The sequence below is a fragment of the Belnapia sp. AC561 genome, assembly GCF_979252845.1.
This window is the reverse complement of record NZ_CEEDBP010000010.1, coordinates 40,130-63,489: the sequence shown is the minus strand read 5'-3', so window position 1 is coordinate 63,489 and position 23,360 is coordinate 40,130. Positions and strand designations below refer to the sequence as shown.

27 protein-coding genes are annotated in these 23,360 nt (G+C 69.9%); 16 read left to right on the top strand and 11 right to left on the bottom strand.

Features of this window, described 5'->3' with window-relative positions:
• Positions 1-4 precede the first annotated feature (4 nt).
• The 7 genes from AC0IW9_RS10745 (at position 5) to AC0IW9_RS10715 (ending at position 4,686) form a co-directional block, all read left to right on the top strand.
• Complete coding sequence (locus AC0IW9_RS10745; protein WP_471648230.1) at positions 5-940, top strand: branched-chain amino acid ABC transporter permease; 936 nt, start codon at positions 5-7, stop codon at positions 938-940.
• Positions 937-1,869: a branched-chain amino acid ABC transporter permease gene (locus tag AC0IW9_RS10740; protein WP_471648229.1), complete on the top strand. Its 933-nt coding sequence runs from the start codon at positions 937-939 to the stop codon at positions 1,867-1,869. The genes AC0IW9_RS10745 and AC0IW9_RS10740 overlap by 4 nt, the downstream gene beginning before the upstream one ends.
• Positions 1,866-2,621, top strand: coding sequence for an ABC transporter ATP-binding protein (locus AC0IW9_RS10735; RefSeq protein ID WP_471648228.1), 756 nt, complete (start codon positions 1,866-1,868; stop codon positions 2,619-2,621). Before AC0IW9_RS10740 ends, AC0IW9_RS10735 begins: the two co-directional genes overlap by 4 nt.
• A complete protein-coding gene (locus AC0IW9_RS10730; protein WP_471648227.1) occupies positions 2,614-3,270 on the top strand; it encodes an ABC transporter ATP-binding protein in 657 nt (218 codons plus the stop codon). The genes AC0IW9_RS10735 and AC0IW9_RS10730 overlap by 8 nt, the downstream gene beginning before the upstream one ends.
• Positions 3,271-3,291: 21 nt before the next feature.
• Entirely contained in the window at positions 3,292-3,663 is a 372-nt protein-coding gene (locus AC0IW9_RS10725) for a hypothetical protein (protein ID WP_471648226.1), read from the top strand.
• A gap of 85 nt (positions 3,664-3,748) precedes the next feature.
• The gene (rpmE, locus tag AC0IW9_RS10720) at positions 3,749-3,976 is read left to right on the top strand and encodes a 50S ribosomal protein L31 (protein ID WP_471648326.1); all 228 of its coding nucleotides are present in this window, start codon (positions 3,749-3,751) and stop codon (positions 3,974-3,976) included.
• A 209-nt stretch (positions 3,977-4,185) separates the two neighbouring features.
• Positions 4,186-4,686, top strand: coding sequence for an Hsp20 family protein (locus AC0IW9_RS10715; protein WP_471648225.1), 501 nt, complete (start codon positions 4,186-4,188; stop codon positions 4,684-4,686).
• 66 nt (positions 4,687-4,752) lie between these two features.
• Here AC0IW9_RS10715 and AC0IW9_RS10710 read toward each other — a convergent pair whose 3' ends face one another.
• The gene (locus tag AC0IW9_RS10710) at positions 4,753-4,938 is read right to left on the bottom strand and encodes a DUF1192 domain-containing protein (RefSeq protein ID WP_471648224.1); all 186 of its coding nucleotides are present in this window, start codon (positions 4,936-4,938) and stop codon (positions 4,753-4,755) included.
• Between the two features lie 148 nt (positions 4,939-5,086).
• Here AC0IW9_RS10710 and AC0IW9_RS10705 point away from each other — a divergent pair, with 148 nt between their 5' ends.
• A complete protein-coding gene (locus tag AC0IW9_RS10705) occupies positions 5,087-5,653 on the top strand; it encodes a DUF1013 domain-containing protein (protein WP_471648223.1) in 567 nt (188 codons plus the stop codon).
• A 25-nt stretch (positions 5,654-5,678) separates the two neighbouring features.
• Here the strand turns inward: AC0IW9_RS10705 and AC0IW9_RS10700 are convergent, their stop codons facing one another.
• Positions 5,679-5,849, bottom strand: coding sequence for a YdcH family protein (locus AC0IW9_RS10700; RefSeq protein ID WP_471648222.1), 171 nt, complete (start codon positions 5,847-5,849; stop codon positions 5,679-5,681).
• 155 nt (positions 5,850-6,004) lie between these two features.
• Between AC0IW9_RS10700 and AC0IW9_RS10695 the strand changes: the two genes are divergently transcribed.
• The 6 genes from AC0IW9_RS10695 to AC0IW9_RS10670 all read left to right on the top strand — a co-directional run bounded on the left by AC0IW9_RS10695 (position 6,005) and on the right by AC0IW9_RS10670 (position 11,256).
• Positions 6,005-6,205, top strand: a complete 201-nt coding sequence (locus AC0IW9_RS10695) for a YdcH family protein (protein WP_290318176.1) — start codon at positions 6,005-6,007, stop codon at positions 6,203-6,205.
• Between the two features lie 52 nt (positions 6,206-6,257).
• Positions 6,258-6,725: a 5-(carboxyamino)imidazole ribonucleotide mutase gene (gene purE / locus AC0IW9_RS10690; protein WP_471648325.1), complete on the top strand. Its 468-nt coding sequence runs from the start codon at positions 6,258-6,260 to the stop codon at positions 6,723-6,725.
• Positions 6,722-7,843, top strand: coding sequence for a 5-(carboxyamino)imidazole ribonucleotide synthase (locus AC0IW9_RS10685; protein WP_471648221.1), 1,122 nt, complete (start codon positions 6,722-6,724; stop codon positions 7,841-7,843). The genes purE and AC0IW9_RS10685 overlap by 4 nt, the downstream gene beginning before the upstream one ends.
• A gap of 174 nt (positions 7,844-8,017) precedes the next feature.
• Positions 8,018-9,064, top strand: a complete 1,047-nt coding sequence (locus AC0IW9_RS10680) for an OmpA family protein (protein WP_471648220.1) — start codon at positions 8,018-8,020, stop codon at positions 9,062-9,064.
• 250 nt (positions 9,065-9,314) lie between these two features.
• A complete protein-coding gene (locus AC0IW9_RS10675; RefSeq protein ID WP_471648219.1) occupies positions 9,315-10,457 on the top strand; it encodes an OmpA family protein in 1,143 nt (380 codons plus the stop codon).
• A 286-nt stretch (positions 10,458-10,743) separates the two neighbouring features.
• Positions 10,744-11,256, top strand: coding sequence for a hypothetical protein (locus AC0IW9_RS10670; protein ID WP_471648218.1), 513 nt, complete (start codon positions 10,744-10,746; stop codon positions 11,254-11,256).
• A gap of 1 nt (position 11,257) precedes the next feature.
• On the opposite strand, the gene AC0IW9_RS10665 is transcribed toward AC0IW9_RS10670, so the two are convergent.
• The gene (locus tag AC0IW9_RS10665) at positions 11,258-12,307 is read right to left on the bottom strand and encodes a GGDEF domain-containing protein (RefSeq protein WP_471648217.1); all 1,050 of its coding nucleotides are present in this window, start codon (positions 12,305-12,307) and stop codon (positions 11,258-11,260) included.
• 79 nt (positions 12,308-12,386) lie between these two features.
• Positions 12,387-13,472, bottom strand: coding sequence for a Zn-dependent alcohol dehydrogenase (locus AC0IW9_RS10660; protein ID WP_471648216.1), 1,086 nt, complete (start codon positions 13,470-13,472; stop codon positions 12,387-12,389).
• 84 nt (positions 13,473-13,556) lie between these two features.
• On the opposite strand from AC0IW9_RS10660, the gene AC0IW9_RS10655 reads away from it, so the two are divergent.
• The gene (locus AC0IW9_RS10655) at positions 13,557-14,351 is read left to right on the top strand and encodes an enoyl-CoA hydratase (protein WP_471648215.1); all 795 of its coding nucleotides are present in this window, start codon (positions 13,557-13,559) and stop codon (positions 14,349-14,351) included.
• A 21-nt stretch (positions 14,352-14,372) separates the two neighbouring features.
• Here the strand turns inward: AC0IW9_RS10655 and serA are convergent, their stop codons facing one another.
• The 3 genes from serA to AC0IW9_RS10640 form a co-directional block, all read right to left on the bottom strand.
• Positions 14,373-15,959: a phosphoglycerate dehydrogenase gene (gene serA / locus AC0IW9_RS10650; RefSeq protein ID WP_471648214.1), complete on the bottom strand. Its 1,587-nt coding sequence runs from the start codon at positions 15,957-15,959 to the stop codon at positions 14,373-14,375.
• Complete coding sequence (locus AC0IW9_RS10645; RefSeq protein WP_471648213.1) at positions 15,959-17,137, bottom strand: phosphoserine transaminase; 1,179 nt, start codon at positions 17,135-17,137, stop codon at positions 15,959-15,961. The genes serA and AC0IW9_RS10645 overlap by 1 nt, the downstream gene beginning before the upstream one ends.
• A gap of 81 nt (positions 17,138-17,218) precedes the next feature.
• Entirely contained in the window at positions 17,219-17,995 is a 777-nt protein-coding gene (locus tag AC0IW9_RS10640) for a DUF1217 domain-containing protein (RefSeq protein ID WP_471648212.1), read from the bottom strand.
• Between the two features lie 111 nt (positions 17,996-18,106).
• Here AC0IW9_RS10640 and AC0IW9_RS10635 point away from each other — a divergent pair, with 111 nt between their 5' ends.
• Positions 18,107-19,126, top strand: coding sequence for an AI-2E family transporter (locus AC0IW9_RS10635; protein ID WP_471648211.1), 1,020 nt, complete (start codon positions 18,107-18,109; stop codon positions 19,124-19,126).
• A gap of 102 nt (positions 19,127-19,228) precedes the next feature.
• Here AC0IW9_RS10635 and AC0IW9_RS10630 read toward each other — a convergent pair whose 3' ends face one another.
• The 4 genes from AC0IW9_RS10630 to folP are packed head-to-tail and all read right to left on the bottom strand — an operon-like array spanning position 19,229 to position 23,351.
• On the bottom strand, positions 19,229-20,113 hold the full coding sequence (locus tag AC0IW9_RS10630) for a PhzF family phenazine biosynthesis protein (RefSeq protein ID WP_471648210.1): 885 nt from the start codon (positions 20,111-20,113) through the stop codon (positions 19,229-19,231).
• A complete protein-coding gene (gene thiD / locus AC0IW9_RS10625) occupies positions 20,110-20,928 on the bottom strand; it encodes a bifunctional hydroxymethylpyrimidine kinase/phosphomethylpyrimidine kinase (RefSeq protein WP_471648209.1) in 819 nt (272 codons plus the stop codon). The genes AC0IW9_RS10630 and thiD overlap by 4 nt, the downstream gene beginning before the upstream one ends.
• Positions 20,925-22,289: a phosphoglucosamine mutase gene (glmM, locus tag AC0IW9_RS10620; protein WP_471648208.1), complete on the bottom strand. Its 1,365-nt coding sequence runs from the start codon at positions 22,287-22,289 to the stop codon at positions 20,925-20,927. The genes thiD and glmM overlap by 4 nt, the downstream gene beginning before the upstream one ends.
• Positions 22,290-22,349: 60 nt before the next feature.
• The gene (gene folP / locus AC0IW9_RS10615) at positions 22,350-23,351 is read right to left on the bottom strand and encodes a dihydropteroate synthase (protein WP_471648207.1); all 1,002 of its coding nucleotides are present in this window, start codon (positions 23,349-23,351) and stop codon (positions 22,350-22,352) included.
• Positions 23,352-23,360 lie beyond the last annotated feature (9 nt).

Here is a 23,360-nt window from a genome sequence, read left to right as displayed (position 1 = left end):
CACCATGATGGACTGGTTCAGCGACAACGGCCTGCTGCTCGGCCTCGCCCTGCTCGATGGGCTGGCCTATGCGGCGCTGGTCTTCATGGTGGCCGTCGGGCTGAACCTGGTGTTCGGCGTGCTGCGCATCGTCAACGTGGCGCATGGCAGCCTGTTTGCGATCGGGGCCTATACCGCGGCCTCGATCGGCATCTTCCTCGCCTCGCTCGGGCTGCCGGCCTGGGCGGGCTATGTTGCCCTGGTGCTCTCGGCGCTGCTGGTCGGCGCCGTCCTCGGCCCGCTGATTGAGCGCCTGCTGCTGCGGCGGATCTACGGGCATGAGGATGTGCTGCAGCTCCTGGTCACCTTCGCCCTCTTCATGATCCTGGAAGACGTGCAGAAGCTGATCTGGGGCGTACAGCCCATCATGCAGGACGCGCCGATGAAGTTCCTCGGCACGGTCGACATCCCCTTCGGTGACGATTTCATCCCCTTCACCGCCTACCAGCTGTTCGTCCTGCCGGGCGTGGCGGTGGCGACGCTCGCGGCGCTCGCCTGGTTCCTGCGGCGGACGCTGACGGGGCGGGTCATCGTCGCCGTCACCACCGACAAGGAGGCGGCGACGGCGATGGGGATCGACGCGGCGAAGATCATGCTGCTGACCTTCAGCTTCGGCGCCGGCCTCGCCGCGCTGGGTGGGGCGCTGGCCTCGCCAACCACCTCGCTGGTGCCGGGCGTCGGCGCCAGCACCATCGTGCTCTCCTTTGCGGTGGTGGCGACCGCGGGCCTCGGGCAGATCGAGGGAGCGGCGCTGACCTCCCTGATGATCGGCCTCGGCCGCAGCATCGCCGTCTATTTCGCCCCGGAGTTCGAGGTGGTGGTGCCCTATATCATCATGGTCGCGGTGCTGCTGGTGCGGCCGCAGGGTCTGTTCGGCGTGCTGGAGACTCGCCGGGTATGAAGCGCGAGACACTGTTGGCGATCGTCGGCGCCCTCGCCCTCGTCCTTTGTGCCTGGGCGGTTCCCTGGCTGAAGTTCGTCCTCACTGTCGCGCTGGCCAAGGGCATCGCGGTCCTGGGGATCCTGCTTTTGCTCCGTGCCGGGCAGGTCAGCTTCGGCCATGCCATGTTCCTCGCGGTCGGCGCCTATACCGTCGCCTTCGTGGCACCCAGCGTGCCCGAGGTGCTGCTGCTGCTGCCGCTGGCGGCGCTGCTGGCCACCGCTCTTGGCCTGGTCATCGGCCTGTTCGTGGTGCGCTACCGCGACATCTTCTTCGGCATGCTCAACCTGGCGCTCAGCATGGTCATCTATTCCCTGCTGGAGAAGCTCTATTCCATCACCCACGGCACCGACGGCATCCGCGTCGCCACCCTGACCTTCGCCGGCATGCGGCTGGAGCGGGAGGTGCAGGAATGGGTGATGTTCGGCATCGCCCTGGCGCTGGCCATCGGCTTCGGCCTGCTGGTCCGGGCCTATCTTGGCTCCCCGATGGGCCGGGCGCTGGCTGGGATCAAGACGCGGGAGACGCGGCTGGAATTCATGGGCGTCTCGGCCCGGCTGGTGCTGCTGTTCGCCTATGTGCTCTCGGCGCTGATGGGTGGCGTCGGCGGCGCCCTGGTCTCGATGACGACGCGGCACGTGACGCCGCAGCTCGCCTATTGGACCTCCTCGGGCGAGCTGGTCTTCATCGCCATCCTCGGCGGTGCCGGCAGCGCGCTCGGTCCCTTCCTCGGCGCCACGGCCTTCGAGCTGGTGCGGGTCTATGCCGCGGCGGCGGTCGCCGATGCCTGGCAGATGATCCTGGGCGGGGTGCTGCTGCTGGTGATCCTGTTTGCCCCGGGCGGGGTCTGGGGAATCCTGTCGAGCAGGCTGAAGGGGCGCGGCGCATGAGCACCCCTCTGCTCTCGGCCAAGGGCCTGCGACTGGCCTTCGGCGGCGTGAAGGCGGCCGATGGCATCGACCTCGATGTCATGCCCGGCGAGTTCCTCGCCATCATCGGGCCGAACGGCGCCGGCAAGACCACCTTCATCAACATGTCGACCGGCTACCTGCAGCCACAGGCCGGCCGCATCGAATTCGATGGCCAGCCGATCCTCGGCCTCAAGCCCCGCGCCATCGTCCGGCGCGGCATCGGCCGCAGCTTCCAGCTGCCGCAGCTCTTCACCGAGCATACGGTGCTGGAGAATGCCGCACTCGCCGTCGCCTCCCGCCTCGGCCTCTGGTCGCCCCTCGCTCCCCTGCTCCGCCCCGCCTGGCGGGAGGAGGCGATGGACCTACTGCAGCGCTTCGGCCTGGAGGGCGTGGCCGAGACCCGCGCCGATGCGCTGAACGAGGGCGCCCGCAAGCTGGCCGATATCGCCATGGCGGTCGCCCTGCAGCCCCGCCTGCTGCTGATGGACGAGCCGACCAGCGGCGTCGCCGCGGCGGAGAAGATGCAGATCGTCGAGACCCTGGTCCGCGTCCTCCGCCAGTCCGGCGTCACCGCCGTCTTCGTCGAGCACGACATGGACGTGGTCGCCCGCTTCGCCGACCGCGTCGCGGTCTGGAGCCAGGGACGGATCGCCGCGCTCGGCCCACCGGCCCAGGTGCTGGCCGACCCCGTCGTGCAGCGGGACGTGATCGGGATCTCCGCCCATGCTTGAGCTGAAGGGCGTTTCCGTCGACATCGCCGGCATCCGAGTGCTGCGCGACGTCTCCCTCCGCGTACCGCCCGGCGGCCGGGTGGCCCTCATCGGCCGCAACGGCGCCGGCAAGACCACCGCGCTGCGCACCCTCATGGGCCTGCTGCCGACCCGGGCCGGGGCCGTCGCCATCGACGGCACCGATGCCACCGGCGTCCCGGCGCATCACCGCGCCCGGCTCGGGATCGGCTATGCGCCGGAGGAGCGCCGCCTCTTCGGCAGCTTCTCGGTGCGGGAGAACATGGTGCTGCCGGCCCAGGTGCTGAAGCTGCCGGCGGCCGAGACCGCCCGGCGGCTGGACGCCGTCTTCGCCCTGCTGCCGGAGCTGCGCGACCTCGCCCCCCGCCGCGCCGCGGGCCTTTCGGGCGGCCAGGGCAAGATGGTGGCGCTCGGCCGGGCGCTGATGGTCGGCACCCGGGCGGTGCTGCTGGACGAGCCCTTCCAGGGCCTCGCCCCGGTCCTCGCCCAGCGCTACGCCGAGGCGCTGAAGCGGTTGCACGAGGCGCTGCCGGACGTCGCCATCCTCATCACCGAGAGCAACCCCGAATTGCTGCGTCCCCTCGTCGAGGCGACCTTCGTCATCGAACGCGGGGAAATAGCGCCTGGCTGAGGGCCTCCCTATATGAGGGGGATGAAGCCCTCGGGAACCTGGCTGCGGCTGGCGGCGCTCGGCGCCTTGCTGGCCGGCTGCGCCGCCCAGCCGCGCACCACCCTGCCGGATCCGGCCGTGCTGGCCGCGCATGAAGCGGAACACGGCCCGCCCTGGGGCCCGGAGGAGCAGCCCTGGGTGGCGCCGCCGGTGGGCTTCTACGATCCCTATCCCTGGTATGCCGGCGGACCGGCGATCGGCCTGGGCTTCGGGGTCCGCCGCGGCGGCTGGTGGGGCGGCGGCTACCGGGGCGGTCATTGGGGCGGCTATCGCGGCGGCTTCATCGGCCGCGGCGGCTTCCATGGCGGCCGCAGCTTCGGCCATGGCCGCGGCGGCGGGCGAGGCCGGCGCTGAGGTTGCGCCCCGCCCCACCATCCCCTATACGCCCCCTTCCCCGCGGCCGGTCGGTATCGGCTGCGCCATATCCCGTGAGCGCGCCATGAAGCCCGATATTCACCCCGACTACCACGATATCACCGTGATCATGACCGACGGGACGACGTACGCCACGCGTTCCTGCTACGGCAAGCCGGGCGACACCATCCGGCTCGATATCGACCCGAAGTCGCATCCGGCCTGGACCGGCGTGCAGCGCGTCATGGACACCGGCGGGCAGGTGGCCAAGTTCAACAAGAAGTTCGCCGGCCTGGGCATGCGGAAGAAGTAGCCTTCCGGCCCCGCTCGCTGCGGCAGATTTTTTTGGCGCCGCCTCCCTTGATCGGGGGGCGGCGTTTTCTAATTTCACTCTCTGTCAGGGGCGCCCGAACGGGGCTCCTGACGCGGTCCGAGGTTTCGCCGCGGTGCCCTGATGGGGCCGCAACATCCCAGGATCGCTGGCTTTATTGGACCTTGCTTCCCTTCAAGGAGGTTCCGCCTATGAACACGCTTGATTTCTCCCCGCTGTTCCGCACCGCCATCGGCTTCGACCGGCTGGCCCGCACGCTCGAGACAGCGCGCGCATCCGCGGAGCCCCAGGGCTACCCCCCCTACAACATCGAGAAGACCGCCGAGGACAGCTATGTCCTGACCCTGGCGATTGCCGGCTTCGGCCCGGATGACCTCGAGATCGTCGCGCAGGACAATGTGCTGACCGTCTCCGGCCGGGCGCCCCAGGCCACCAATGGTGCCGCCAATGCCGGCAGCTTCCTGCATCGCGGGATCGCCGGCCGCGCCTTCGAGCGTCGCTTCGCGCTTGCCGACCATATCGTGGTCGATGGTGCGAACCTCGAGCACGGGCTGCTCCAGCTCACCCTGAAGCGGGTGGTGCCGGAAGCGCTGAAGCCGCGCCGCATCCCGGTGCAGCCGGGCCTGCCGAGCCGGGTCCAGGCCCAGGTCGAGGCCCCGCAGGCCGAGGCACCACAGGCTCAGGCTGCCTGAGCCTAAGCTGATGGGCGCATGAATGAGGCCGGCGGGAGACATCCCGCCGGCCTTTTTTCGTGCGTCTCAGGGTTGGCGGAAGAAGGCATCGGCAGCGCCGCGATGGGCTTCCCGCGCCTTGATCGCCGTTTCGGCCCGGGCGATTTCGGCCTGCAAGCTGGCGATGTAACGCCGCAACTCGGCGATGCCCCAGCTATCCAATGCGGCCGGAGCGAAACCGACGATGGGCTTCGGGCTTTCCTCCTCGATCATTCGGCTAATTCTCCCATATCGCGGGCTTTGACCCCGCCCAATGCCGCCTCTATATGCCACCCCAAGCCGCGGTGGGCGCCCCTGGACGTCCCGGGGCGCCATCCAATTGGCACCAGGCAATTGGCACCGCTCAGATAGGTTGCATCCCATGACCCAGCCGTTGATGCCCAAGGCCACCGCGGTGTGGCTGATCGACAAGACATCCCTCACCTTCGAGCAGGTCGCCGATTTCGTCGGCATGCATCCCCTGGAAGTCCAGGCCATCGCCGATGGCGAGGTCGCCCAGGGCATCATCGGCTACGATCCGGTGCTGAACGGGCAGCTGACGCGGGAGGAGATCATCCGCTGCGAGGCCGATCCGGCGCTTCGGCTGAATATCCAGACCTCGACCCTGCCGGCACCCAAGGCCCGCGGCAAGGGCGCCCGCTATACCCCCGTTTCCAAGCGGAACGACCGGCCGGATGCCATCGCCTGGCTCATCCGCAACCATCCCAACCTTTCGGACGTGGCGGTGGGCAAGCTGCTTGGCACCACCAAGGAAACCATCGCCAAGGTGCGCGACCGCACCCATTGGAACAGCGCGAACATCAAGCCGCGCGACCCGGTGATCCTCGGCCTCTGCAGCCAGTCGGACCTGAATGCCGCGCTGATCGCCGCCGGCGAGAAGCCCGGCAGCGCTCCGCCGCCGGACTACTCCGAAGAGAGCGCTGCCTGAGCCGGATCGGCCCAGGCCCGGCCGGTCAGCTCGGCCGGCGCAGCCGCTCGATCTCCTCGCGCAGCCGCAATTTCTCCCGCTTCAGCCGCGCCAGTTCCAGGTCATCCGGTTTCGGGCGGGCGTCCTGGGCGCCGATCTGGCGTTCCAGGACCGCGTGCTTGTCTTCCAGGGACCGGAGCCTTGGCGAGTTCATCATGCGGGCATCTCCTTTCCGTCGTTCGGCGCGGACGTATCAGCCATTCGGACGCGCCCTGCTGTTGCGCCCGCGCTCTCTCATGCTAATGGCGATGGTGCCCCGGATGCACCCTTTCCTTTTTCGTCAAACCTTCATCAGGCCGAGCCCGCATCACGATGCTGGATGACCGAGACAGCCTGCTGCGCCGCCTGCACGAGATGCGGAGCGAACATCGCGACCTCGATACGGTGATTGCCCGGCTATCCACCAGCCTGGCCGACCAGTTGCAGGTCCAGCGCCTGAAGAAGCGCAAGCTGAAGCTGAAGGACGAGATCTCCTGGCTGGAAGGCCGCCTCGTCCCCGACATCATCGCCTGAGGGGCCAAAGCGCGTGACGATCGAGGAGGCGGCGCCGCTGGTCGGCGTCATCATGGGCAGCCGCTCGGACTGGGACACCATGCGCCATGCGGTCGAGGTGCTCGGCAAGCTCGGTATTCCGCATGAGGCGCGGGTCGTCTCCGCCCACCGGACGCCGGAACGGCTGTTCGCCTATGCCACCGCGGCCCGTGGGCGCGGATTGAAGGTCATCATCGCCGGGGCCGGCGGCGCCGCGCATCTGCCGGGCATGGCCGCCGCGATGACGCCGCTGCCGGTGCTGGGCGTGCCGGTCGAAAGCCATGCGCTGAAGGGCATGGATAGCCTGCTGTCCATCGCCCAGATGCCGGGCGGCATCCCGGTCGGGACGCTGGCCATCGGCAAGGCCGGGGCGATCAATGCCGGCTTGCTGGCCGCCGCAATCCTCGCCCTGGGCGATGCTGCGCTGGCGGCCCGGCTGGATGCCTGGCGGGCGGCGCAGACCGAAGGCGTGCCCGAATTGCCACAGGATCCGGCGGCATGAACGGCCCGCTCCGCCACGGCGGCACCATCGGTATCCTCGGCGGCGGCCAGCTCGGGCGGATGTCCGCCATGGCCGCGGCCCGGCTCGGCTATCGCTGCCACGTCTATGCGCCGGACGCCGATAGCCCCGGCATGCAGGTCGCCGCCGCCGCCACCGTCGCCCCCTATGAGGATGCTGCGGCGCTGGCTCGCTTCGCTGCCGCGGTCGACGTCGTGACCTTCGAATTCGAGAATGTCCCGGCCGAAACCCTCGCCACCCTCGCCCCGCTGGCCCCCTGCCGCCCTGGAGTCGAGGTGCTGCGGGTCTGCCAGGACCGACTGGTCGAGAAAGCCTTCCTCGAATCGGCCGGGGTTCCGGTCGCGCCCTGGCGCGCGGTGGAGGACGAGGCGGGCCTGGCCCTGGCGATCGCTGCCATCGGCCTGCCGGCGGTGCTGAAGACCACCCGCCTGGGCTACGACGGTCGCGGCCAGGCGGTGGTTCGCACCGCCGCGGAGGCCACCGCCGCCTTCGCCCGGCTGGCGCCCAAGCCATTGATCCTGGAGGCTTTCGTCCCCTTCGTCGCGGAAGTCTCGGCGATCGCGGCGCGCAGCCTGGATGGCACTGTCGCCGTCTATGACGCGGTGGAGAATCGCCACCACGACCACATCCTCGACCTCAGCTTCGCCCCGGCCCGGCTGCCGCAGCCCGTGGCGGCGGCAGCACAGCGCCATGCTGCCGCCGTGGCGGCCGCGCTGGAGCTGGTCGGCGTGCTGGCGCTGGAGCTTTTCGTGCTGCCCGATGGCCGCCTGCTGGGCAACGAGATCGCGCCACGGCCGCACAACTCCGGCCATTGGACCATGGACGCCTGTGCTGCCGGTCAATTCGAGCAGCATATCCGGGCAGTCGCCGGCCTGCCTTTGGCGGCGCCGACCCGGCATCACGATGCCGTCATGCGCAACCTGGTCGGTCCGTCCGGCTTGGCGCTCTGGCCCAAATTGCTGGAAACAAACGATATCGTCCCGCATTGGTACGGCAAGTCAGAGGCTCGCCCAGGCCGGAAACTCGGCCATGCCAATCGTCTGCTGCCGCTCGGCAGTCTCGCCGGCCTGGATGAAGCGGCAGCCCTGGCCGGGTTGTGACGTATTTGCCATCCCTGTCTGTGGCTTTCTCGCCACATCGATGCGGAAATGGCCTTTACCTGGATGCAGGTACGGTTGGGTGGTGCTAGGTTCCCTGAACGCAGCGCCATTGTCGCTAAACTTTGCGATGGGGCTCAGCGACCCAACAGTGCGTATGAATCGAGGAGAGATTAGATGACCCTCAGGAAGGCCCTTCTGGCTGCGACGGTCCTGGCGCTGCCGGTCGCCGCGCAGGCCCAGCCGGTCTCCGGCCTTTACGTTGGCGCCGGCGCCGGCGCCAACTACCACCTGCCGTCGGGCGGTGATAACAGCAAGCTGAAGACCGATGACGTCGGCATCGTCGGCCTGGCCTCGATCGGCTGGGGCTTCGGCAACGGCCTGCGCGCCGAGGTCGAGGGCAGCTATCGCCACAACGACGTCCGTTCGATCGGCACTAGCGGCAACATCCGTGGCACCAGCGGCTACTTCCGCAGCTACGGCGCCATGGCGAATGTCTTCTTCGACATCCCGACGGGCACCGCCTTCACCCCGTACATCGGCGCCGGCGCCGGCTACATCTGGACCGAAGTCGACAAGGCCAACCTGGCCGGTCCGGGTGCCGCCCGCTACCGCATCGACGACACCGACGGCAACTTCGCCTACCAGGGCATCGCCGGCGTGGCCTATGCGGTCGGTGGCGGTCTCTCGCTCACCGCCGAAGCCCGCTTCCTCGGCACTCTCGAGCCGAGCCTGAACGTCAGCCGCACCAGCGCCGTCGGCCCGGCCGCCCGCAGCTTCAAGCCGGACAACTACAACGCCAGCGCCCTGATCGGCCTGCGTTACGCCTTCAACACCCCGGTCGCGCCGATGGCCGAGGTTGCCCCGGCTCCGGCCCCGCAGCCGCCGGCCGTGGCCCGCACCTACCTCGTCTTCTTCGACTGGGACAAGGCTGACCTGACCGACCGCGCCCGCCAGATCATCGGCGAAGCCGCCGGCGGCGCCCGCCGCGTTTCCGCGACGAAGATCGAAGTGGCCGGCCACGCCGACCGTTCGGGTACCCCGCAGTACAACCAGCGCCTGTCCGAGCGTCGCGCTCAGGCCGTCGCTGCCGAGCTGGTTCGCCAGGGCGTCGCCCGCACGGACATCGCCATCACCGCCTTCGGTGAGAGCCGTCCGCTGGTCCCGACCGCCGATGGCGTGCGCGAGCCGCAGAACCGCCGCGTCGAGATCGTCCTGCGCTAAGCAGCACGGCCTCTTCGCTGAGACCAAGGGGGCGCCGCAAGGCGTCCCCTTTTTTCATGCCCGATGCCGGCCCAGGCCGGTGAATGTTTCGGGACGTAACGCTTGTGTGGCTTTGCTGCCACAGCCGCCGGCCTCGCATTTTCACCAGTGAACTCGTCGGCGAATTTTTTCTTCAGGCCAGGGAACGCAGCCCGCGTCGAGCCGGATGGCCGGTCCCGATGGGTAGCGTCTCTTGCGTGGAGCAGTATCGATGAGTCTGAAACGGGCCCTGCTGGCCACCGCCCTGGTGGCAGCCCCCTTGCTGGCCTCCGGCGTGGCCAGCGCCCAGCCGGTCACCGGCGTGTATATCGGCGCCGGCGCCGGCGTGAACTGGCTCGGCAATCCTGAGCATGTCGATGTCCGCAACGGCCTCGGCGGTGCGCGCGACGATGCCGGCAAGCTCGGCTCCAAGGTGGGCTGGGGTGGCGTGCTGAGCCTGGGCTACGGCTTCGGCAACGGCGTGCGGGCCGAAATCGAGGGCAACTACCGCGAGAACGAGATCGACAAGATCCGTGGCTTCGGCCTCGCGCCGGTCGGTCGCGTCGGTGGCTTCCAGCGCAGCTACGGCGTGATGGCCAATGCCTTCTATGACTTCGACTTCGCCAACTTCGGCCTCGGCCAGTCCATCTTCCAGCCCTATGTCGGCGTCGGCGCCGGCTACGTCTGGACGGACATGAACAACGTCCGCGGCAACGGCGGCGCTGGCCAGCGCACGACCATCTACTCCGACGACGCTGCCGGCCGCTTCGCCTACCAGGGCATCGCCGGTGTCGCCACCCCGCTGACTTGGCTGGGCGTGACGGGCCTCTCGCTGACCGCCGAGTACCGCTTCATGGGCACCCTCGAGCCCCGGCTCGATGCCTCGGTCCGCAACACGGCCACCGGCCAGACGGTTCGCGGCAAGATCGAGCCCGAGAACATGAACCACTCGATCATGCTCGGCCTTCGCTACGCCCTGTTCCAGCCGCCGCCGGCGCCGCCGCCGGTTGCCGAAGCCCCGCCGCCGGCCCCGATGCCGGCTCCGGCCCGCACCTACCTGGTCTTCTTCGACTGGGATCGTGCGGACCTGACCACCCGTGCGCGTGAGATCATCGGCGAGGCGGCCCAGAACAGCCGCCGCGTCCAGTCCACCCGCATCGAAGTGGCCGGCCACGCCGACCGTTCGGGCACCCCGCAGTACAACCAGCGCCTGTCGCAGCGCCGCGCCGATGCGGTTGCCGCGGAGCTGGTCAACCGTGGCATCGGCCGCAACGAGATCAGCGTGACGGCCTTCGGTGAGAGCCGTCCGCTGGTCCCGACCGCCGATGGTGTGCGCGAGCCGCAGAACCGCCGCGTCGAGATCGTCCTGCGCTGAGGGAACGGCGCGCCCGAGGCCGCAAGGCCAAGGGCGCGCCACCTTCCGCCTGGTGGCGAATTGGAAAGGGGCGCCGAAAGGCGCCCCTTTTTTTCGTCGTTTCGGCGTATCGGCCTACAATACGTTGAACAGGTACAACAGGATCAGGATCGGGATGGGGATGCCGAGGAGCCAAAGCAGGATGCCGCGCATGATGACCTTCCGTTGCGTTCCAACGGAGCCGGAACGCTCCGGCCCAATGGTCGCTCCCACCCGCGGCGCCGCTCCCCGTCTCGTGACCGTGACAATGGGGATTTTCCTGGCCCTGGCCGGTTGCGCGGAGGACCCGAGCGCCAACTACCTCGGCGGCTTCGGCGACCCGCTCCGCGGCGCCGCGCTCTATGCGCCGCGCAACCTGGGCGATACCAGCCGCTGGGCCGGTCGCCCGGCGGAGGCGGCGGTGGCGGCGGAACAGCTCGAATTCCTCACCAGCGGCCTGCCCGCCAGCCCGCGCTACGCGACGGAGCTGAACCCCGCCGTGGTCCAGCAGCTCGAGGTCGCACGAGGCGAAATGCGCGCCTATCTCGGCATCGCCCCTGCGGCCAACCCGGATGTGGTGATCGCCAGCCTGCGCCGTGCCAGCGAGGCGCTTCGTGCCGGCAGCCGCGCGACGGCCGAGGCGGCCCTGACCGGCCCCGCCTTCACCGTCGGCCCGGCGGGCACGCTTTCCCGGCTCTCTGCCATGCCCCGCCTGCCCCGCACGGCTGAGGCGGCCGGGCTCGTCGCTTCGGATTTCGACCGAATGGAACGCCGGCGCTGACCTAGGCGCCGCCGTCCCAGACCACGCGGTTCCGCCCCGCCTGCTTCGCCCGGTACAAGGCGGCATCGGCGCGGGAGAGCAGTCCGGACCAGGCCTCGCCCCAGGCCTGCACCGCGACTCCGGCGGAAAGCGTGACCACCCCCAGGGGCTTGCCGCCATCCCGCAGCGAGAAGCTTTGCGCTTCGACCGCCTGCCGCAGCCGCTCCGCCAGCTGGCAGGCCGCATGCAGATCATAGCCCGGCAGCAGGACGACGAATTCCTCGCCGCCGAAGCGGCCGCAGAAGGCATCCGGCAGCACGCTGTCCCGCAAGGTGCCGGCGACTCGCCGCAGCACCGCATCGCCGACCGGATGCCCCCAGGTGTCGTTGATGGACTTGAAGCGGTCGATGTCCAGCATCCCCAGGGCCAATGGCCTGCCTTTCTCCTGGGCCGTCCGCGCCAGATGCTGCGCCATGGTTTCCACCGCCCGCCGGTTCGGCAAGCCGGTCAGCACATCGGTCCGGGACTCGCGCAAGGCCTCCTCAAGCTGGTCGCGCAGCTCGGTGATGATCCGGGCCGAGCCCTCCAGCCGCTCTCCCAGCCGCGCCGTGCGTTCCGCCATGTCCTGGGTATCGGCGACGATCCGCCCGAGGGCGCCCTGCAGGTCGGCGCCGTTCCGGCCGATGTCATCCGAGAACTGGCCCAGCGCCGTGCCATAGCGCGCGGTCTGCCCACCGGAATCCTTGATCAGCCCGGCCACCTGCTCGGTCGCCTCGCGCAGCCGGTCGGTCGTATGGGTCAGCGCGGTGGCTTCGCGGTGGGTATCGAAGAAGCGGGCGTGGATTTCCTGCAGCAATGCGTCGGTGATCGGCCGCCCATTGCTCAGGTAGGTGTCGAGCACCCGGCGGACCATGGTGTTGTCGCCCGCATGATAATTGTACCAGACGGTGAAGCAGGGCGGGGAAGGCGGCACCGCGTGCTTCGCCATCGAGGCGATCGCGGCATAGGCATGGGCAACAACCTGTTCGCGCCGCGGCTCACCGCCTGGCGCCTCGGTCTCGGCAAGCGGCATGAGCAATCCGTCCCGTCGTCGGCGGGGCGAGGGTAGCGGCGGGACCGTAAACCCTGTGCTAACCCGGCCCCGTCCGCCCTCACGGGAAGTGGATGAGCTGGCGCACCGCCTCCCCGGTCTTCAGCCTGGCGAAGCCGGCGTTGATCTCCTCCAGGGCCAGGGTGCCGCTGATAAGGTGGTCCAGGTGCAGCCGGCCCTGCTGCCAGAGCTTGAGCAGCCGCGGCATGTCCACCCGGAAGTGGTTGGAGCCCATCGACGATCCCTGGATCTTCCGCTCCCGCAGGAAGTCGAAGCCATGCAGTTCGATCTTCACGCCGAAGGGCACCATGCCGATGATGGTGGCGGTGCCGCCCGGCCGCAGCATGGCGAAGCTCTGCTCGGCCGTCGCCTTCAGCCCCAGCGCCTCGAAGGAGTAGTGGACGCCGCCGCCGGTCAGCTCCTTCACCACCGCCACCGGGTCGTCGTTGCCGACCAGCACGGTATCGGTCGCGCCCATGATCCGGGCGAGGTCCAGCTTCGATTGCAGCCGGTCGATGGCGATGATGCGCGAGGCCCCTGCCAGCGCCGCCCCATTCACCGCCGAGAGCCCGACGCCGCCGCAGCCGATGACCGCGACGGTCGATCCCGCCTCGATCTTCGCCGTATTGAAGACCGCCCCCACGCCGGTGATGACGCCGCAGCCGACCAGGGTGGCGCGGTCCAGCGGGATCTCCGGGTCGATCTTCACCAGCGCATTCTCATGCACCAGCAGCTGCTCGGCGAAGGCGCTCAGATTGAGGAATTGGTGCATCGGCTGCCCGCCCTGCCAGGACAGGCGGCGGGACATGCCGGGCGTCATCTTCACCTCGGTATTCTCGCACAGCACCGTATGGCCGGTGGTGCATTGCGAGCAGGCGCCGCAGAAGACCGACAGGCAGCCGATCACATGGTCGCCCGGCTTCAGGTAGGTGACATCGGCACCGACCGCCTCGACCACGCCGGCCACCTCATGCCCGGGGACAGTCGGCAAAGGGTGCGGGTAGAGCCCCTCGATGAAATGCAGGTCGCTGTGGCAGAGCCCGGCGAAGGCGGTCCGCACCAGCACCTCCCGCGCCTTGGGCTTCGTCAGGCTGACCGTCTCGATGGTCAGCGGCTGGTTCACGGCGTGCAGGACGGCGGCCTTCATGGCGCATTTCTCCCTTGGGTAGGGGGAAGCCTAACACGGCGCCGCCGTGTAGATTCCAGCCCCAAGGAAACCGGAGGAGATCGCATGGAGCCCGAGCTGTTGCAGGAAAGCGCCGATGGCGTGCTGCTGCTGACGATGAACCGGCCGGAGGCGCTGAACGCCCTCGGCGGCAACATGATGTGGGACCTGCTGAAGGCCCTGGGCGATGCCGCGGTCGATCCCAGCATCGGCTGCGTGGTGCTGACCGGCGCCGGGCGCGGCTTCTCCGCCGGCGGCGACATGAAGGCCCGCGCCACCGGGGCCAAGCCGCCGCCGGCAACCCCCGAGGCCGGTGCCGACGAGCTCCGCAGCCGCATGGAATGCTCCCGTCTGCTGCATGAGATGCCGAAGCCGACCATCGCCATGCTGAATGGCGTCGCCGCCGGGGCCGGGATGTCCCTGGCGCTGGCCTGCGACATGCGCATCGCCGGGACCAGCGCACGGATGACCACCGCCTTCGCCAACATGGGCTTCTCCGGCGATTTCGGCGGCCACTATTTCCTGGCGCGGCTGGTCGGCCCGGCCAAGGCGCGGGAGCTCTATTTCACCAGCGCCAAGCTGGATTCGGCGCAGATGGACAAGCTCGGCCTGGTGAACCGGCTGGTCCCGGACGATCAGCTCCGCGCCGAGACCATGGCCCTGGCGAAGCATCTCGGCAAAGGCCCGCGCGTCGCCTGGCGCTACATGAAGCGCAACATGAAGATCGCCGAGGAAGGTACCCTGGCCGAGGCGCTGGATGCCGAGGCCATCGGCATGATGCGCACGCGGGAAACCGCGGATCACCAGGAAGCGCTGCGGGCCTTCATGGAGAAGCGCCCGCCGGTCTTCCAGGGGAAATAGCCTGGCCTGGGCGACCGCCGCTCAGAAGCTGAGCGCGGTCGCCTGCACCACCAGCGGGAGCGTCCGCACCTCGGCAAGCACCGGCTCGGGCAGCGGCCCATCCAGCGAGACCAGGCAGATCGCATCGCCGCCCTGGGCCGAGCGCCCGAGGTGGAAGGTGGCGATGTTGATGCCGGCATTGGCCAGCGCCATGCCGAAGCGGCCGATGAAGCCCGGCTTGTCCTGGTTGGTGACGTAGAGCATGTCCGGCGCGAAATCCGCCTCGACCGGGATGCCCTTGATCTCGACCAAGCGCGGCTTGGCGTCCCCCACCAGGGTGCCGGCGACGCTGCGGGACTGCCGCTCCGTCACAACCGTCACCCGCAGCAGGGTGGCATAGTCGCCGCGGCGCTCATGCACCGTCTCGGCGACATCCATGCCGCGCTCCTTCGCCACCACCGGCGCATTGACCATGTTCACCGCGCCCATCAGCGGCGTCAGCACCCCGGCCAGCGCCGCGGCGGTCAGCGGCTTGCGGTTCAGTTCGGCGACATGGCCCTCGTACTCGACGCGGATCGCCTTGATGGCATCGTCGTTCGCCGCCGTCAGCTGCCCGGCGAGCGCGCCCAGCAACCGCGCCAGCTCCATGTATGGCTTGAGCCGCGGGGCTTCCTCCGCCGTCACGCTCGGCATGTTGATGGCATTGGAGACGGCGCCCGAGAGCAGGTAGTCCGCCATCTGGTCGGCCACCTGCAGCGCCACGTTCTCCTGCGCCTCGGCCGTCGCCGCACCGAGGTGCGGGGTGCAGACCACGTTCTCCAGCCCGAACAGCGGGCTGTCGGTCGCCGGCTCGGTTTCGAAGACATCCAGCGCGGCGCCGGCGACATGGCCGGACTTCAGCGCATCATACAGCGCCGCCTCATCCACCAGCCCACCGCGGGCGCAGTTGATGATGCGGACACCTTTCTTCAGCCGGGCGATGTTGCCGCGGCTGAGGATATTCCGCGTCTGCTCGGTCAGCGGCGTATGCAGCGTGACGAAATCGGCCCGCTCCAGCAGCTCGTTCAGCTCGACCTTCTCGACGCCGAGTTCGACCGCGCGCTTCTCCGACAGGAAGGGATCGAAGGCCACGACCTTCATCCGGATACCCACGGCGCGGTCGGCGACGATCGAGCCGATGTTGCCGCAGCCGATCAGCCCGAGCGTCTTGCCGAAGAGCTCGACGCCCATGAAGCGGTTCTTCTCCCACTTCCCCGCCTTGGTGGAAGCGCTGGCTTCCGGCAGCTGCCGGGCCAGGGCGAACATCATGGCGATGGCATGCTCGGCGGTGGTGATGGCATTGCCATAGGGCGTGTTCATCACCACGACGCCGCGCGCCGTCGCCGTCGTCACATCGACATTGTCCACGCCGATGCCGGCCCGGCCGACCACCTTGAGGTTCGGCGCCGCCTCCATCAGCTCGCGGGTGACCTTGGTCGCGCTGCGCACCGCCAGCCCGTCATAGGGCGCAATGATGGCGCGCAGCTCGGCCGGGGACAGGCCCGGCTTGAAGTCCACCTCGATGCCGCGCCGCTTGAAGATCTCGACCGAGGCGGGCGAGAGCTTGTCGGAGATGAGGACCTTCGGCATCACGCGGCCACCTTGCTGTACTCGGCCGCGACGCTCGCAAAAGCCCAGTCGAGCCATGGCAGCAGCGCCTCGATATCCGTGGTCTCGACCGTGGCGCCGCCCCAGATGCGCAGGCCCGGCGGTGCGTCGCGGTAATTCGCCGCATCCAGCGCCACGCCCTCGCGGTCCAGCAGGGTCGCCAGCTTCTTCGCCGCCGCCGCCTGGGCCGTCGCATCGAGCGCGGTGAACCAGGGGGCCACGATCTTCAGGCAGATGGAGGTGCAGGAACGCGTGGCCGGAACTTCGGCCAGGAAATCCGCCCAGTCGCTGCGCGCCACCCAGCCGGCGATGGCGGCGAGGTTCGCCTCCGATCGGGCGATCAGCGCGCGCAGCCCGCCGATGCCTTCGGCCCAGAGCAAGCCGTCCAGCGCATCCTCGACCGCAAGCATGGAGGGGGTATTGATCGTCTCCCCCTTGAAGATGCCCTCGTTCAGCTTGCCGTCCTTGGTCATGCGGAAGATCTTCGGCATCGGCCAGGCCGGCTTGTGGCTCTCCAGACGCGCCACCGCACGCGGCGACAGCGCCAGCATCCCATGCGCCGCCTCGCCGCCCAGCACCTTCTGCCAGGACCAGGTCACCACATCGAGCTTGTCCCAGGGCAGCTCCATGGCGAAGGCGGCGCTGGTCGCGTCGCAGATCGTCAGCCCCTCGCGGTCGGCCGGAATCCAGTCCCCGCCCGTCAGCCGCACGCCGCTGGTGGTGCCGTTCCAGACGAAGACCACGTCGCGGGAGAAGTCCACGCTGCCGAGGTCCGGCAACTGCCCATAGGGCGCGCCGATGACCCGTGCATCCGCCAGCTTCAGCTGCTTGATGACATCCGTGCCCCAATCCTTGGAGAAGCTCTCCCAGGCCAGCACGTCGACGCCGCGGGCGCCGAGCAGCGACCAGAGCGCCATCTCGACCGCGCCGGTATCGGAGGCCGGGACGATGCCTAAGCGCCAGCCCGGCGGCATGCCGAGCACCATCTTGCTGCGCTCGATCACCTCGGCGAGCCGGGCCTTGGGGCCGGCGGCCCGATGGCTGCGGCCGAGATAGGCGCCCGAGAGCGCATCCAGGGTCCAGCCGGGACGCTTGGCGCAGGGGCCGGAGGAGAAACGGGAGTTCTTCGGCCGCGTGGCCGGCGGAGTGGCGATCGCCATGGTTGCAGGCTCCCTTCCAGAAGCAGATGCGCCCCGGTGGGGGGGCGTGGCCCGCCGCAAGAGGTAGGCCGCCCCGCCGCCTCAGGCAAGCAGGGAAAGGGGCGAGCGGCCGGTGGAGGAACCGGCGGCGGCGATGACATAGCGCTCGGCCAGCTTCTCCAGCTTCCGCGGATCCTGCAGGTCGCTGAGCTTGAGGCGCGCAGTGACCGCCCGCGCCTGGGTCTCGACGGATTGCACCACCATCGCATCCGGCAGCCCCAGCGCCCCGGTCACCACCCGGCGCAGCACCGAATTGCCCAGGATGTTGTAGATATTGGTCTCGCCCTTGGCGGTCTTCAGGAAATAGAGGGCATCCGAGATGCCGGGGTTCGCCGCATCCAGCCCGGTCTGGTACTGGTACTGCACATAGCCATCCGTCAGCGTCTTCTGCAGCGCCGGATCCTTCAGCCCCGCCAGCCCCTTGTTCCGCAGGTCCAGCGTCTTGGCGGCGGCGGCGAAGCGGGAATCGAGGCTGGCCAGCAACCCCTTGGGATCGGCGGGATCCGCCAGCAGCGCCTTCTGCACCAGACCCGGATAGGCGACTTGGTCGGACAGCCCGAGGCCCGGCAGCAGCACCGCCAGCACCCGCGGGTCCTGCAGGGCGGTCTTCACATCCTTGGCCTTGGCGATCGCCGTCTCGAACTGCTTCAGCGCGGTGACCGTCACCGGGTCCCGCTTCTCCCGCGCAATCCCCTTGGTCGCGGCGCCGGCGGTCCGCGCCAGCTTCAGCGCGGCGATGCCCGAGGCCGCATCCCCCGCCGCGGTGCTGCCGGAAGAGCCGCCGAAAAGATTGGAAACGAGATCTGCGGTGAGCGGCATGGAACCCTCGTGCCGCGGCACCATCGCCACAGCACCCTTGAAATCCGGTTAAATCCGGAACCGGACAGGATCGGGTGGGAACCGAATTGCGCGCCATTTGTTCGCGCCGGCATGTCCCGATCCCAGGCGTCCGTCCTCATTCTCCTCGGCCTGCTGCTGGTGCTCTTCTGGCTCGCGCCGGAAGTGCCGCTGCTCGGCTTCGCTGCCGTCCTTTTGGCCCTGGCGCTACGCGCGGGGGCGGAGCCGCTGTCGCGCCTCACCGGCCTGCCGCCCTGGGCCGCGGTGCTGGTGGTGGCGGCGCTGGTGATACTGGCCATCGGCCTCGCCGGCTGGTTCGCCGCCGGCCCGCTGACCGCGCAGGCCCAGCAACTCGCCAAGGAGTTGCCGCGCAGCCTGGAGACCCTGCGCAATACCGTCGCCGGCACCGGCTGGGGCGAATGGGTGCTGCAACAGGTGGACCCGAGCCGGCTGATGGGCGGCGGGGGCGTGGAAGGGGCCGCGGCGGCGGCCGCTTCGGCCGCCAGCAGCACCCTGGGTGGCCTCGGCAATGCGGTGCTGGTGATCCTGCTGGCGCTCTACCTCGCGGTGCGGCCGGAGGAATACCTGAAGGGCCTGCGTCACCTCTTCGCGCCCGAGCTGAACGAGGAGATGCGCGCCACCTTCGACGAGGCCGGCACCACCCTGCGCGGCTGGCTGCTCGGCCAGGCCATCGGCATGATCGTCGCCGGCACCCTCACCTGGATCGGCCTGATGCTGCTCGGCGTGCCCCTGGCCGGGCTGCTTGGGACCATCATCGCGGTGCTGAATTTCATCCCCGTCATCGGCCCGATGATCGGCGCCGTCCCGGCGGTGCTGCTGGCGCTGACCCAGGCGCCGAGCCTGGCCCTCTGGGTCGTCGGGCTGGTGATCCTGGTGCAGACCGTGGAGGGGAATTTCCTCACCCCCATGGTGCAGAGCCGCACCGCCGACCTGCCCCCGGCCCTGCTGCTGGTCACCCAGGTGCTGACCGGGGCGCTGTTCGGCCTGCTCGGCGTGGCGCTGGCCGCGCCGCTTTCCGCGCTGGGGATGGTGCTGGTGCGGCGCGGCTATATCGAGGGCTGGCTGGGCTGGTCGCGGAAGGCGGACAGCTAGTCCCTGTCCGACGCTGATCCAAGCGCCGGACAGGGTCCAGCCTGTGGTTCTGCCGCGTGATTCACGTCTTTCGGTGATCCACCTCAGACGACCACGCTTTGGCTACAGCGTCGCCTCGCCCCGCAGCACCGGCACGCAGCCGCCGCCGACCGTGGCGCGGATGCCGCCGGCGGTCCGCCGCGCGGTGGTCCGCAGCAGGCTCGGCCGGCCCATCTCGACGCCCTGGACGATGTCGATCGCGGCGCTCTCCGCCCCGCTCAGGTGCAGCAGGAAGCCGGCCAGCGGCGTCGCCGCGCTGCCGGTCGCTGCATCCTCCCAGGTGCCGCTCAGCGGCGAGAACATCCGGGCCCGGAGCCCTGCCCCCTCCCGCCGGTAAAGGTACAGCGAAAGCTTTCCGTCGAGTTCGGCATGCGCCGTCACCGTCCGGCGGAACCCGGCGATATCCGGCCCCGCCGCGGCCATCGCCTCCGGCGTCACCTCGACCAGCAACCGCCAATTGCCGCCATCCGCCGCCAGGGTCGGGGCATGCCGCGCGGTGATGATCCCGGTCGGGTCGATCCCGGCGCAGCCGGCGGCCAGCTCGACCGGCACCTCCCCGCCCAGCTTCAGCGCCTGGGGCGCGGCGATGGTCGTCCCGGTCAGCACCCCGGCGGCATCGCGCTCCACCTTCACCTCGACCAACCCGGCGATCTCCTCGAAGCGCAGCACCCCCTCCACCGCCCGCTCCGCCAGCACGAAGCCGGTGCCGACATTCGGATGCCCGGCGAAGGGCATCTCCGCAGTGCGGTGGAAGATGCGGACGCGGGCGGTATTGGCCGGGTCCGCCGGTGGCAGGACGAAGGTCGTCTCGCTGAGATTGAATTCGGCGGCCAGCGACTGCATCTCGGCATCGCTCAGCCCCCGTGCATCGGGGAAGACCGCCAACTGGTTGCCGCCGAAGCGCCGGTCGGTGAAGACGTCCACCGTGACGAAGGGATAGGTCCTCACCGCAAGTCCTCCAGCCGCGCCGGGTCGATCGTCACGCCATGCCCCAGCGGGCCATGCCCGGCCCCGAGGCCCGGCGCCGCCAGGATCGCCGCCCGCACATAGGCCCGCGCCCGCACCACCGCGGCGGGCAGCGCCATCCCCTGCGCCAGGCCGGCGGCGACCGCGCTGGCCAGGGTGCAGCCGGTGCCATGGGTATGCCGGCTGTCGATCTTGGAGCTTTCGTAACGGATGACGCCGGCGGCGGTGCCGAGCAGGTCCACCACCACCGGCCCTTCCAGGTGCCCGCCCTTTAGCAGCACCGCCTTCACCCCCATCGCCAGCAGCGCCGCGACGGCCCGGTGCATCGCCGGCTCATCGGCAATGGCGAGGCCCGTCAGCACCTCCGCCTCCGGCAGGTTGGGGGTGATGACGGCGGCCAGCGGCAGCAGCCGGCGCTTCAGGGTCTTCACCGCATCCGGCTGCAGCAGCGCATGGCCACCCTTGGCGACCATCACCGGGTCGGCCACCAGCGGCACGCCGGGCGCCTCGGCCGCGATCTCGTCGCAGACCGCCGCGATGGTGGCGCTGTCGTGCAGCATGCCGGTCTTCAGCGCATCGGCGCCGATGTCCCGCAGCACCACCCGCATCTGCTGGCGGATGAAGTCGGTCGGGATGGGCAGCACCCCCTGCACGCCGAGCGTATTCTGCGCCGTCAACGCGGTGATCGCCGTCGCGGCATAGCCGCCCAGCGCCGTCACCGCCTTGAGATCCGCCTGGATGCCCGCGCCACCGCCGGAATCGGAACCGGCGACGATGAGAACCCGTCCGATGGTCACGCCGGCACCTTTGCCCGGGCGCGGATCGCCTCGGCCAGTGCCTCGACCGTCGCATCCACCATGGCCTCGTCCTCGCCCTCCGCCATCACCCGGATCAGCGGCTCCGTCCCGCTCGCCCGGATGAGGATGCGGCCGCGGTCGCCCAGCTTCTCCTCGAAGGCGGCGATCTCCTGCTGCACCGCCTCATGCTTCAGCGGGGAGGCCCCAGCGAAGCGCACGTTCACCAAACGCTGCGGCAGGGGCGTGAAGCGGCGGCAAACCTCGCTGGCCGGCCGCCTTTCCTGCACCAGCACCGACAGCACCTGCAGCGCCGCGATCAGCCCATCCCCCGTGGTGCCGAAATCGGTCATGATCATATGGCCGGATTGCTCGCCACCGAGGTTGCAGCCGACCTCGCGCATCTTCTCCCCGACGTAGCGATCGCCGACCGCGGTCCGCAGCAGCCCGAGGCCGAGCCCCTTCAGGTAGCGCTCCAGCCCCATGTTGGACATGACGGTGGCGACCACCGCCCCGCCGCGCAGCCGCCCCTCGGCGTGCCAGGAGGCGGCGATGAGCGCCAGGATCTGGTCGCCATCGATGATCGCCCCCGCCTCATCCACCAGCACCAGCCGGTCGGCATCGCCATCGAGGGCGATGCCGATATCCGCCCGCCGCTCCCGCACCAGGGACGCCAGCTCGGCCGGAGCGGTGGAGCCGACGCCCTTGTTGATGTTGAAACCATCCGGCGCCACGCCGATGGAGACGACCTCCGCCCCCAGCTCCCACAGCACGGTCGGCGCCACGCGATAGGCGGCGCCATGGGCGCAATCCACCACCACCCGCAGCCCCTCCAGGGTCAGCTTGCGCGGGAAGCTCTGCTTGGCCGCCTCGATGTAGCGGCCGGGCGCATCATCCATCCGGCTGGCGCGGCCGAGCCGGGCCGGTGCCACCTGGGCCGCCGCCAGGTCGCCGGCCATCAGCGCCTCGATCTCCATCTCCTGGCTGTCGGACAGCTTCAGCCCATCCGGGCCGAACAGCTTGATGCCATTGTCCTCGTAGGGATTGTGCGAGGCGCTGACCATCACGCCGAGGTCGGCCCGCAGGCTGCGGGTCAGCAGCGCGATCCCCGGCGTCGGCATCGGCCCGACCAGCACCACGTCCATCCCAGCGCCGATGAAGCCCGCGGTCAGCGCCGGCTCCAGCATATAGCCCGAGAGCCGGGTATCCTTGCCGATCACCACCCGGTGCCGGTGGGTCCCGCGGTTGAAGTAGCGCCCCGCCGCCTGGCCGAGCCGCAGCGCGGTGGCGGCATCCATCGGCGCCTTGTTGGCAGTGCCGCGGATGCCATCGGTGCCGAAGAGGCGACGGGTGGGCTGGGTCATGGGGGTTTCGCGCCGGATGGTGGTGTTCCAGGGATTAGCGCCGCCGGCCCCGCCGGTCCATCAGCCTATGTCGCCGACGGCGCAGGCCTGCCACACCCGCAGCGCCTGGACGGTTTCCGCCACGTCATGCACCCGGATGATATGCGCGCCGCGATTGACCCCGGCCAGAGCGATGGCCAGGCTGGGCGGCATCCGCTGCCCCGCCTCCGGCACCCCGGCGATGCGGCCGAGGAAGCCCTTGCGCGAGGCCCCCAGCAGGATGGTGCAGCCGAGCCCGGCCAGCAGCGGCAGCCGGTCCACCAGTTCCAGGTTCTCCGCCAGGGTCTTGCCGAAGCCGATCCCGGGGTCCACCGCGATGCGCCCCCGCGGAATGCCCGCCGCCTCGAGCGCGGCCAGCCGCCCGGCCAGGAAGTCCAGCACCGCCAACCCGGCATCGGGATAGCCGGCATGCTGCTGCATGGTGCGCGGGTCGGTGGTGGGCATATGCATGATGACGACCGGCGCCCCCGCCTCCGCCACCAGCCGCAGGGCCGCCGGATCGTTCCGCAGGCTGGTGACGTCGTTGACGATGCGGGCGCCGGCCGCCAGCGCCGCCGCCATGGTCGCGGCATGGCGGGTATCGATGGAAACCGGGGCGATGCCGGCCAGGGCGCGCACCACCGGCAGCACCCGGCGCATCTCCTCCTCCGGCTCGACCGGTGCGGCTCCCGGCCGGGTGGATTCGCCCCCCACATCGAGGATATCCGCCCCCGCCGCCCGCATCGCCTCGCCCTGGGCGATGGCACGGGACTGGTCAGTGGCGAGCCCATCGCCGGAGAAGCTATCCGGGGTGACGTTGACGATGCCCATCACCAGCGGCCGGCCCGGGTCGGCCAGGCCGGCGAAATCCGGGGGCCGCGCGGTGAGGATCGCCCGCCAGGGCTCCGGCACCGCCTCGGCCGGCATCACCCGGCCACCCTGCCGCGCCAGCAGGAAGCGCAGCGGCCCCCCCTGCAGGGGCAGGCCGGAATTGGAAACCGCCGGGCCTGTCACCAGACCCAGCGGCTCTATCCAATCAACCATGCCGACCGG

Bases quoted from the DNA above. Each gene is read 5' to 3' on its own strand.
- AC0IW9_RS10745 (WP_471648230.1), top strand. From the start codon at position 5: ATGATGGACTGGTTCAGCGACAACGGCCTGCTGCTCGGCCTCGCCCTG.
- AC0IW9_RS10740 (WP_471648229.1), top strand. From the start codon at position 937: ATGAAGCGCGAGACACTGTTGGCGATCGTCGGCGCCCTCGCCCTCGTC.
- AC0IW9_RS10735 (WP_471648228.1), top strand. From the start codon at position 1,866: ATGAGCACCCCTCTGCTCTCGGCCAAGGGCCTGCGACTGGCCTTCGGC.
- AC0IW9_RS10730 (WP_471648227.1), top strand. From the start codon at position 2,614: ATGCTTGAGCTGAAGGGCGTTTCCGTCGACATCGCCGGCATCCGAGTG.
- AC0IW9_RS10725 (WP_471648226.1), top strand. From the start codon at position 3,292: ATGAAGCCCTCGGGAACCTGGCTGCGGCTGGCGGCGCTCGGCGCCTTG.
- rpmE (WP_471648326.1), top strand. From the start codon at position 3,749: ATGAAGCCCGATATTCACCCCGACTACCACGATATCACCGTGATCATG.
- AC0IW9_RS10715 (WP_471648225.1), top strand. From the start codon at position 4,186: ATGAACACGCTTGATTTCTCCCCGCTGTTCCGCACCGCCATCGGCTTC.
- AC0IW9_RS10710 (WP_471648224.1), bottom strand. From the start codon at position 4,938: ATGATCGAGGAGGAAAGCCCGAAGCCCATCGTCGGTTTCGCTCCGGCC.
- AC0IW9_RS10705 (WP_471648223.1), top strand. From the start codon at position 5,087: ATGACCCAGCCGTTGATGCCCAAGGCCACCGCGGTGTGGCTGATCGAC.
- AC0IW9_RS10700 (WP_471648222.1), bottom strand. From the start codon at position 5,849: ATGATGAACTCGCCAAGGCTCCGGTCCCTGGAAGACAAGCACGCGGTC.
- AC0IW9_RS10695 (WP_290318176.1), top strand. From the start codon at position 6,005: ATGCTGGATGACCGAGACAGCCTGCTGCGCCGCCTGCACGAGATGCGG.
- purE (WP_471648325.1), top strand. From the start codon at position 6,258: ATGGGCAGCCGCTCGGACTGGGACACCATGCGCCATGCGGTCGAGGTG.
- AC0IW9_RS10685 (WP_471648221.1), top strand. From the start codon at position 6,722: ATGAACGGCCCGCTCCGCCACGGCGGCACCATCGGTATCCTCGGCGGC.
- AC0IW9_RS10680 (WP_471648220.1), top strand. From the start codon at position 8,018: ATGACCCTCAGGAAGGCCCTTCTGGCTGCGACGGTCCTGGCGCTGCCG.
- AC0IW9_RS10675 (WP_471648219.1), top strand. From the start codon at position 9,315: ATGAGTCTGAAACGGGCCCTGCTGGCCACCGCCCTGGTGGCAGCCCCC.
- AC0IW9_RS10670 (WP_471648218.1), top strand. From the start codon at position 10,744: ATGGGGATTTTCCTGGCCCTGGCCGGTTGCGCGGAGGACCCGAGCGCC.
- AC0IW9_RS10665 (WP_471648217.1), bottom strand. From the start codon at position 12,307: ATGCCGCTTGCCGAGACCGAGGCGCCAGGCGGTGAGCCGCGGCGCGAA.
- AC0IW9_RS10660 (WP_471648216.1), bottom strand. From the start codon at position 13,472: ATGAAGGCCGCCGTCCTGCACGCCGTGAACCAGCCGCTGACCATCGAG.
- AC0IW9_RS10655 (WP_471648215.1), top strand. From the start codon at position 13,557: ATGGAGCCCGAGCTGTTGCAGGAAAGCGCCGATGGCGTGCTGCTGCTG.
- serA (WP_471648214.1), bottom strand. From the start codon at position 15,959: ATGCCGAAGGTCCTCATCTCCGACAAGCTCTCGCCCGCCTCGGTCGAG.
- AC0IW9_RS10645 (WP_471648213.1), bottom strand. From the start codon at position 17,137: ATGGCGATCGCCACTCCGCCGGCCACGCGGCCGAAGAACTCCCGTTTC.
- AC0IW9_RS10640 (WP_471648212.1), bottom strand. From the start codon at position 17,995: ATGCCGCTCACCGCAGATCTCGTTTCCAATCTTTTCGGCGGCTCTTCC.
- AC0IW9_RS10635 (WP_471648211.1), top strand. From the start codon at position 18,107: ATGTCCCGATCCCAGGCGTCCGTCCTCATTCTCCTCGGCCTGCTGCTG.
- glmM (WP_471648208.1), bottom strand. From the start codon at position 22,289: ATGACCCAGCCCACCCGTCGCCTCTTCGGCACCGATGGCATCCGCGGC.
- folP (WP_471648207.1), bottom strand. From the start codon at position 23,351: ATGGTTGATTGGATAGAGCCGCTGGGTCTGGTGACAGGCCCGGCGGTT.